Origin of the sequence: uncultured Amnibacterium sp. (genome assembly GCF_964244015.1) — a bacterium.
Classification (GTDB): domain Bacteria; phylum Actinomycetota; class Actinomycetes; order Actinomycetales; family Microbacteriaceae; genus Amnibacterium.
Window position 1 is genome coordinate 7,849 of sequence record NZ_CAXTHO010000098.1, and the last position, 3,452, is coordinate 11,300.

Sequence of the window (3,452 nt, forward strand, 5' to 3'; positions counted from 1 at the left end):
GGCGGCTCACATCGCTCGGGTCTGGTCGTCCTCCGGATCCACGGCCGGCTTCTCGTGCGATGCCGTCGGCATCCGCTTCACCCGGGCGAGCTCCGCGGTGCCGCGGGAGGCGAGCACCCCGGCGGCCGTGGCGGACAGGCCGGCGACCACGAGGGCCGATCGCGCGAAACCGATCCGGTTCCCGAGTCCGCGCCAGATCGCGATCCCGACGAACAGCCCGGCGGTGTTGCCCGCCGCTGCCGCGACGGCGAGCAGACCGGCGCCCCGTGCCGCGGCCCTCGCGGATCCGACCGCCTCCGTCCGCGCCGCGCCGAGCTCCTGGCGCACCAGCGCGGCGACGTTCTGGCCGACCCCGCCGACGACACCGCCCAGCGCCGCGGCAGCCACCCGCTGCGCCGGCCGCGCCTCCCCCTCCGATCGCGCGGCATCGATCTCCCGCCGCACCCGGTCGGACACGTCGTGGCCGACCCCGTCGACCAGACCCCGGAGGGCCGATGCCGCGAACCGCCTCGCGGGCTTCTCGTCACTCACCGTCGCACCTCCTGCGCCGCGCTGGAACGTGCGCGGGTGGCTCAACCCTGCCGGAGGCGGCGGTGAGGGGCGTGGGAGTGGTGCGCTTCGAAGCAGCAGGAGGCGCGGCGCCTCCATCTCATGAGGTGCGCACCGGCCGAGCCGCGTCCCGCCGCGACGGCCACCAGAAGCGGTCACCGGTGATCAGCACGAGGGCCGGTACGAGCAGCGTGCGGACCACGAGGGTGTCGAGCAGCACGCCGATGCAGACGAGCGTGCCGATCTGCGCGAGCGCGACCACTGGGAGCACCCCCAGCACCACGAACACCGCGGCGAGCAGGACGCCGGCGCTCGTGATCACACCGCCCGTGGCGCCGAGCGCGACCACGACTCCGTCACGGGTGCCGTGCCGCGTGCGCTCCTCCCGCGCCCGGGCGGTGAGGAAGATGTTGTAGTCCACGCCGAGGGCGACCAGGAACAGGAACGCGAACAGCGGCACCTGCACGTCGAAGCCGGCGAACCCGAACACGTGCTGGAAGAGCAGGTTCCCCAGCCCGAGGCTCGCCAGGAACGTCGCGAGCACGCTCGCCAGCAGCAGCACCGGCGCGACCAGCGACCGCAGCAGCAGCGCGAGGATCACGAAGACGACCGCGAGGATCGACGGCACGACCACCGTCTGGTCGCGCTGCTGCGCCTGCCGCTGGTCGTAGGCGGTCGCGTCGCTGCCGCCCACGAGCGTCGTCGCGACCGAGCCGCCCGCGTCCTGCAGCGCCGCGCGCAGCTCCCGGATGGAGGTGAAGGCGGCATCGCTCGCGGGCGCGCCGTCGAGCTGCAGATCGATCTCGGTGCGGCCCACCGCCTCCGCACCCGACGTGACCGTCGTGACCCCGGTCGTGCCCTTCGCGATGGTCGCAACCCGGTCGGCGACCGCGGTCGGCGCCAGCACGATCGTCTGCGCGCCGGCTCCCGCCGAGAACGAGCGGTCCACGAGGTGCTGCGCTTGCACGCTCTCGGGGTTCCCGAGCAGCTGCTCGGTCTGCGACAGCCCGAAGCGGAACCCCGCCAGTCCCGATCCCATCGCGACGATCCCGAGCACCGCGACGACGGCGACGGCCCGCGGGCGGCGGGCGACCCGCCGACCGATCGACACCCAGACACCGCGCTCGGCGGTGCTCGCCCCCGCCTCCGCCTTCGGGACGAACGGCCAGAAGAGACGACGCCCGAAGACGACGAGCGCGGCGGGCAGCCAGAGCACCGCGGCGAGGATCGCGATCACCACGCCGATCGCGCACGCGACCCCGAGCGCCCGGTTGCCGGACAGCTCCCCGAGCAGCAGCGTCAGCAGACTCACCGCGACGGTGCCGCCGCTCGCCGCGATCGTCGGGCCGGCGGAGCGCACGGCGACCCGCATCGCCTCGTGGGGGTCGGGAAGCCGCCGCAGCTCCTCCCGATACCGGGAGATCAGCAGCAGCGCGTAGTTGGTGCCGGCGCCGAACACGAGCACGGACTGGATGCCGGAGATGGAGGCGTCGACGCTCAGCCCGAGCGGAGTCGCGACCGCTGCGACGACGACTCGGGCGAGGCCGTCCGCGGCACCGACGACGACGAGCGGCACGACCCAGAGCAGCGGGCTGCGGTAGGTCACGATCAGCAGCACCGCGACGACCAGCGCGGTGACGAGCAGCAGCCGGAAGTCGGCGCCGGCGAACGCGTTCGCGATGTCCGCCTGGAACCCGACCGGACCGGTGACGCGCGCGGTCAGCCCGGCCGGGAGGTCCGCCCGCGCGAGACCGCGGATGGTGGTGGCGACCGCGGTCGCGTCGTCCGCGGCCGGCTTCGCGTTCAGCGGAACCGCGACGACGGCGACGCGGCCGTCGTCGCTGACCTGCGGCCGCACGGCCTGGGGTACCACGGAGCGCTTCGCGAGCGCCGCGGCCCGTTCGCCGATCGCTGCCCGATCCGCGTTCGTGAGGCCGCTCTCGCGGTCGAAGACGACGATCGCCACGGTGCGGTCGGCGCCCGGGAACCGCTTCAGCAGTGCGTCCACCCGCTGCGAGTCGGCGGAGGAGGGGAGGCCCGTTCCCGGCGCCGGGGCCGCACCCGCCTGCGGGAGCAGCGCGAACAGGGCGCCGACGACCACGAACCCGAGCACGAACGTCACCCACGACGTCCGGCGTCCGGAGATGAACGCCGCGATCCGATCCATGGAACCCCCTACTTCGGTGACCGAACTATACGGTCACCGAACGGAGAGAGAATGGGGGCATGGCCGAGGACCCACCGCAGCTCGAGCCGGAGACCCGTGCGCTGCGGCGCCTGCAGACCGCGATGGCCGAGTCCGAGTCCGCGCTCGGGCGGCGGATGGGGATGCACCCGACCGATCTCGCGGCGATGAACCACCTGACGTGGGCTCGCGAGCCGCTCGGGCCGGGCGAGCTCGGGCACCGGCTCGGGCTCTCCCCCGCCGCGGCCACCGAGCTCGTCGACCGGCTGACCACCGCGGGGCACGTCGAGCGGCACCGCGATCTGACCGACCGCCGCAGGATCCGCCTCCAGCCCAGCCGCGACGCGGTCGCCGACGTGCTCGGCCACATCGACACCCTCATCGCGGCGCTCGACGCCGCCGCCGTGGGGTCCAGCGAGTCCGACCGGGAGGCGATCCTCCGGTTCCTGGAGCGGGCGACGACCGCCTACGCGGAGTGGGCGGATCCTGCGCGGGACTGAGCGCTCTTCGCGGATCGGGCCTGCGCGGAGGGCAGCCGAACGGCGCGTCGCCGAAACGGGCGTGGTCGACGAACGGTGTGGTCAGGAGGGGGTCTCGACGGCGAAGTCCGCGGTCACGGAGGCGCCGATCTCGATGTCGCCCGGGCGGAGATCGAAGCCGTCGTCCGTGCGGTTCGACAGCCGCTGCGCTCCCCACCGGGGCTGCTGCTGCGATTCCG

3 protein-coding genes are annotated in these 3,452 nt (G+C 74.2%); 1 reads left to right on the plus strand and 2 read right to left on the minus strand.

Translation table 11 applies throughout. The annotated features are described in order from the left end of the window. Window positions 1–6: 6 nt before the first annotated feature. Complete coding sequence (locus ACFE67_RS11245) at window positions 7–531, minus strand: phage holin family protein (protein WP_375406969.1); 525 nt, start codon at window positions 529–531, stop codon at window positions 7–9. 118 nt (window positions 532–649) lie between these two features. Next, a complete protein-coding gene (locus tag ACFE67_RS11250; RefSeq protein WP_375406970.1) occupies window positions 650–2,716 on the minus strand; it encodes an MMPL family transporter in 2,067 nt (688 codons plus the stop codon). 59 nt (window positions 2,717–2,775) lie between these two features. On the opposite strand from ACFE67_RS11250, the gene ACFE67_RS11255 reads away from it, so the two are divergent. After that, complete coding sequence (locus tag ACFE67_RS11255) at window positions 2,776–3,234, plus strand: MarR family winged helix-turn-helix transcriptional regulator (protein WP_375406971.1); 459 nt, start codon at window positions 2,776–2,778, stop codon at window positions 3,232–3,234. The last annotated feature ends 218 nt before the right edge of the window (window positions 3,235–3,452 follow it).